This window comes from Hydrogenophaga sp. PML113, from assembly GCF_001777155.1.
Taxonomy (GTDB): Bacteria; Pseudomonadota; Gammaproteobacteria; order Burkholderiales; family Burkholderiaceae_C; genus Hydrogenophaga; species Hydrogenophaga borbori.
The window spans coordinates 1-5,276 of the sequence record NZ_MIYM01000025.1 but is presented as its reverse complement, the minus strand read 5'-3'; the positions used below and the strand labels follow the sequence as shown (position 1 = coordinate 5,276).

The 5,276-nt window shown below is 64.0% G+C and carries 4 protein-coding genes; all 4 read left to right on the top strand.

Annotated elements, in window-relative coordinates; translation table 11 throughout:
• Positions 1-197: 197 nt before the first annotated feature.
• The 4 genes from BHU06_RS21770 (at position 198) to BHU06_RS21755 (ending at position 4,926) form a co-directional block, all read left to right on the top strand.
• Positions 198-1,088, top strand: a complete 891-nt coding sequence (locus BHU06_RS21770) for a DNA-binding protein (protein WP_032490915.1) — start codon at positions 198-200, stop codon at positions 1,086-1,088.
• 506 nt (positions 1,089-1,594) lie between these two features.
• Positions 1,595-2,857 carry a Rieske 2Fe-2S domain-containing protein gene (locus tag BHU06_RS21765; protein ID WP_070401332.1) on the top strand — a complete coding sequence of 421 codons (1,263 nt, stop codon included), beginning with the start codon at positions 1,595-1,597 and terminating at the stop codon, positions 2,855-2,857.
• An 82-nt stretch (positions 2,858-2,939) separates the two neighbouring features.
• Complete coding sequence (locus BHU06_RS21760) at positions 2,940-3,914, top strand: tripartite tricarboxylate transporter substrate binding protein (RefSeq protein ID WP_070401331.1); 975 nt, start codon at positions 2,940-2,942, stop codon at positions 3,912-3,914.
• A gap of 52 nt (positions 3,915-3,966) precedes the next feature.
• Entirely contained in the window at positions 3,967-4,926 is a 960-nt protein-coding gene (locus BHU06_RS21755) for a LysR family transcriptional regulator (protein WP_070401330.1), read from the top strand.
• Positions 4,927-5,276: the final 350 nt, after the last annotated feature.

Genomic DNA, 5,276 nt, shown 5'->3' with positions numbered 1-5,276 from the left:
GGAGACCAACAGAAACTCAAAGCGTGACAAGCACTTACGCTCGCCCCTGGAGCAGACCCCGCGCCAATCCTCGCTCTGCGGGGAGGCACGAACCGTCACTTTCTGCACTGAAATCAAATGGACCCCGCAAATAACGCTTGCATAAGAACAATAAGAATAATATTATTATTCTTATCTTATCCGCCGGAGCCAAGGCCATGACGCAGCAAGCCCCCCAAATTCCCGCCGACGTGCGCGAACGCATCATTGCCGCCGCCGCCGATCTTTTCGAGCAGTCGGGCCGCGAGACGATGCCCACGGTCGATGCCGTGCGCCGTGCCGCCCGCGTGGACATGAACGCCGCCAGTGCCGTGATGAAGGAATGGCGCAGGGCGCAGACGGCCCAGGCCGCGCCGGTGGCCGTAGCCGTGCCGGAATCCGTGCAGCAGGCCAGCAGCGCCGCCGTGGCGACGATCTGGCAGCAGGCCCAGGAGCTGGCGAACGAATCCCTGCGCAGCGCACAGGCCGCATGGGAAACCGAGCGGGCAGAGCAAGACGCCATGCGGCAAGAGCTGGCCGAGGCTTTCGAGCGTCAGGCCGGCGAGCTGGAAGCCTTGCAATCCCGCCTGGCGTCCATCGAGGCCGCCGAAGCGACCGCACGCGGCGAAGCTACCGAGCTGCGCGGCCAACTGGCCGCCGCCCAGGAGCAGGCGCACACGGCCGAGGCCCGCGCCCAGGAGATCGAGCGCCGCGCCGGTGAGCTACGCACGGAGCTGGACAGGGCGCACCAGACCAGCCAGGCCGCCGCCGCCCAGCTCGACCAGGTGCGCGGCGAACTGGCGAAGGTGCAGGCCAAGGCCGAAGCCGAACAGGAAGCGCACCAGGAACAACGCAAGGCCGCAGCAACCGAAGCGCACCGCATGGCCGAACGCCTCACCGCTGCCCAGGCCGAACGCGATCAGGCCACGAAAGCCGCCGGCCAGGCCCGCGAGGAAGCCGCACGCATGGCAGGGCAAATCGACACGCTCAAAGAGCAATCCGCCGCGCTGCTGGCCCGTATCACGCCAGCCGAAGCCAAGCCGACCAGGAAGAAGCCCGGCGGCGAGTGAATGCCTGCCCCTCAAGTGTCAATAACCCGCCTCGCTGGCCGGTTTGCACAAGCGCAGACAAAGAAAAGGCCGGAAGCATTCCAAGGCTTTCGCACTTGTGCTGGTATTCCTCGGCGCTCCATTCGTCGAGCGTGTCGCACGCGGAGAGCAGTGCCGACGAAGCAAGAGCCGCCGCCATCAAAGTCAAGCGCCGGGGCCGGTCGGTAAGCAACATTTCCTTCTCCTTTTAAGGGCGGGATGAGTGGGGCTGCGATCCCGTGTCTCCGGGCTGGGTCGATATCTTTAGGTTATCACCGATCCGAAGATGGCTCTATTGAGCCGGATCCGGGCACAGTACGATACCGGCCACCGCATCACCGCATCACCGCATCACTGCGCCACTGCGTCACCGCGCCACTGAGTTACGCAGCATCACCCGGCAGGTGCCACGTGACACGGGCAACGGGTCACAGGCTATTTCGCCGCATGACGCATGGCCAGGGTGGCATCGGAACAAGGAATCGAGCATGCGTTTCGAAGAAAACATCACACTGACTCACATCGACCAGGGCACGCCCATGGGCGACTTGCTGCGCCAATTCTGGCTGCCCGCCCTGTTGTCGGAGGAACTGCCGGAGAACGACGGCCCGCCGCTGCGGGTGACGCTGTTGGGCGAAGAGCTGGTGGCCTTCCGGGATACCGACGGCAAGGTCGGATTGCTGAGCGCCTATTGCCCCCATCGCCGCGCCGAGCTCTATCTGGGACGCAACGAAGGGTCGGGCCTACGCTGTGCGTATCACGGCTGGAAGTTCGATGTCCGCGGCCAGTGCGTCGATATCCCGACCGATGCCTGTGGGCCGGAGGTCTTGAAGCGGATGGGCACCACCGCGTACGAAACCCGGGAGCACGGCGGCATCGTCTGGGCCTACATGGGCCCGGCGCAGCCGCCCGCCGACGTGCCCGAGCTCGACTTCTGCCGGGTCGCGCCCGAGCAGCGCTATGTCTCGAAATGCCTCATGAAGTGCAACTACCTGCAGGCGCTCGAGGGCAGCATCGATTATTCCCATATCTCGTTCCTGCACAAGGATCTCGAAGGGGGCACGGGCAAGGCGGACACCTTCGGGCTGGGCGAGATGATCAAGTATTCCGAAGACGACGGACGCCCCACGATTTTCTGTGACCGGGTCGAGCATGGCCTGCAGATTGCCGCGCGCCGCGAAGCCGGCGCCGACGCCTACTATTGGCGCATTGCCCGCTGGTTCATGCCTGTCATCGTGGTGGTGCCGACCGCGCCGGGCAATGTGTGCCGGGCCAATATTTTCGTTCCCATCGACGACGAAAACTGCTGGTGGTATCGCATCCGCTGGCATGCGGAACGCGCGCTGACGGAGCAGGAGATCGAAGGCTACAAGCACGGCGCATTCGATTATGCCGAGCTGGTTCCGGGGACTTATCTGCCCAAGGGGACCCGGGAGAACGATTATCTGCAGGACAGGGCCGAGCAGCGCACCCGGTCGTTCACGGGCATTCCCAGCGCGCAGTTGCAGGACCTGGCGATCCAGGAAAGCCAGGGGCGCATTCACGACCGCAGCCGCGAGCGGCTGGTCAAGACCGATCTTCCCATCGTGCAATGCCGCCGGTCGCTGTTGCAGGCCGCCGACGAGCTGGTCAAGGGCAATGCGCCAGCCCTGGCTTCCCGGCCCCAGGCGTATCGCGGCAGGGCGTACGCAATCACCCGGCCCCGGAATGTGGAGCTGGCGCGGATCCGTGAAGAACTGGCCAACGAATAAATAGCGGTTTTAATAGCGGTTTTTCGGAGGGCGGCGGCCGGGGATTTCCCGCCGCCGCTTCGATCATTCCTGAGGAGACAATATGTTCATGCGGACCTTATCCTGTTTGATGGTTTCATTCGCCGCGATCTGGCCGGCGGCTTTCGCGCACGCGCAATCGTATCCGACGGGGCCGATCACGATCGTCGCGCCGTTCCCGGCCGGCGGCACGCCGGACCTGGTGGCCAGGGTGATCGCCGATAAGGCCTCATCCATCATGGGGGTGCCCATGGTGGTGGAAGCCAAGCCCGGCGGGCAAAGCATTACCGGCACCACCACCGTCGCCAACGCGCGCCCCGACGGGCACACCTGGCTGCTGGCGACGCTGAGCTTCGTGACGAGCCCGGTGCTGGTCAAGGGCGTCAGCTGGGATCCCGTCAAGAGCTTTCGCGGGATCGCGCAGCTTGCCACGGCGCCCGTGGTCGCGGTCGTGCCCGCGTCGCTGGGCGTGACCACATTGCGCGATTTCGTGGCCAAAGCCAAGCAGGCGCCGGGGAAATTGAACTATCTCATGCCCGGGGTCGGCACTTCCATGCATTTGAATACCGAAATGCTGAAGAAGTCGGCCGGCATCGACCTGTTCGCCATCCCTTATAAAGGCACGCCGCTGGGCATGCCCGAGCTGCTCAAAGGCGAGCTGTCTTTCGCCATGCTGCCCCTGAGCACTGCGCTGCCTTACCTGAAAGACGGTAAACTGACTGCGCTCGCGGTAGTCGCCCCCGAGCGGGTCAGCGAGATTCCGGATGTCCCCACCCTGAAGGAAGCCGGATTCCCCGAGGCCCAGGTATTGTCGTGGTACGCGATGGTGGCGCCGGCCGGCACGCCGGACGAAGCGGTCGCCGTGGCCAACAAAGCCTTGAACCAGGCGATCGCCGACCCGGGTGTCAAGCAGCGCTTGCGGGACCTTGGTGTGTACGTGACGCAGTCCAATACAGCCGCGCAAACCGACACCCTGCTGCGCGGCGAGGCCGAGCGCTGGAAGCAGACCCTGAGAGCCATGAACCTTCAGGCCCAATAGCCGGAAGGGGCGGCCTGGCCAGTGCGGTCGCGTATTTTCGGGAAGAATCGAATTGACGCTTCAGCAGCTGCGGGATTTCGTTCTGGCCGTCGAGCACGGCAGCCTGCGGCGTGCCGCCTTGCATGGCCAGCAAAGCCAGGTTTCGCTGACCAAGTCCATCAAGCGGCTGGAAATTTCCCTGGGCACTGAGCTGCTGGTCAGGAACTCGCGCGGCATTACCCTGACACCCAGCGGCGAGCACCTGCTTCCGCGGGCGCGGCTGATTCTTTCCGAGGTGGCCCGGGTCGAAACCGAGGCGTCCATGAAAATGCAGGGGCGGCCCGTCGTCTCGATCGGCGCCTCGCCGCTGGCCGCGCTGGTGGTGGCGCCGCCCGCGCTCGAAGAATTCCGGGGGCGGCACGGGGACGTCATGGTCCGGTGCCGCAATGGCCCGTATTCCGAATTGCTGGCCGCCTTGATGGCGGGGACCGTCGAATTCATCATCTGTCCGGTTTTCGATGCGATCCTGGACGATTCCCTGGCGGTCGATGTGCTTTCCAGCCATCAGTCCGTCATTGTGGCCAGGGCTTCGAACCCGCTCAGGCATGCGACCCGCCTGAGCGAGCTTGCCGACGCCGAATGGATCGTCAACGGTCCGCTGGACCGCGGCGGCTCCAGCCTTGCGCAAATGTTCCGGAGATACGGGCTGGGCGGCCCCAGGGTCGCCATGCATTGCGACTCGTTTGTCGACGCGATCGCGCATGTGAAGCGCTCCGACCTGTTGTCGCTGTGCCCGCCCTGTCTGGAGGCGCTGGACGTCGCGGACAAGGTGGCGATCGTCGATATCCAGGAAAAACCGCCCACGCAGACCATATTGTTGATCCGCCACAAGCACAGGGTGTTGTCCAGGCACGCGTTCACGCTGTACGAGATCGTCCGCAAAGCGGGCGCGGGCCAGCCGACGGCACCCGCCGCGGACGATGGTGAAAAAAACCCGGCCGGCGCTAATCAAGTCCACGCCAGAGACCATTAAAGATAGAGCACCAGGATCTCGCGTCAGGATGGGAAATCCTGGTCGGCGGAAGTTTTCTTTTCCGGAGAGTTTCCTCGCTGAGCTACCCGGGGAGCGTACGGCGGGTGGTGTGGATGAGTTTGCCGTTGTGCATGGGATCGCAGGCCGGGTTGATGATGTCACGCTCCGGGATGTGCAATGACGCCCAACACGGATACGGAGGCCAACGTCTTTGCTCGACATAGGGGTCCATTTGATTTCAGTGTCAAAAGTGACGGTTCGCTTCCCCAGCAACGGCGCGGGCATGGGCAGGTAACTTGTTGATTTCAAAGGGATTGCTGTTCGGTATTTCGCCGCGTATCGTTGGCTGC

Bases quoted from the DNA above. Each gene is read 5' to 3' on its own strand.
- BHU06_RS21770 (WP_032490915.1), top strand. From the start codon at position 198: ATGACGCAGCAAGCCCCCCAAATTCCCGCCGACGTGCGCGAACGCATC.
- BHU06_RS21765 (WP_070401332.1), top strand. From the start codon at position 1,595: ATGCGTTTCGAAGAAAACATCACACTGACTCACATCGACCAGGGCACG.
- BHU06_RS21760 (WP_070401331.1), top strand. From the start codon at position 2,940: ATGTTCATGCGGACCTTATCCTGTTTGATGGTTTCATTCGCCGCGATC.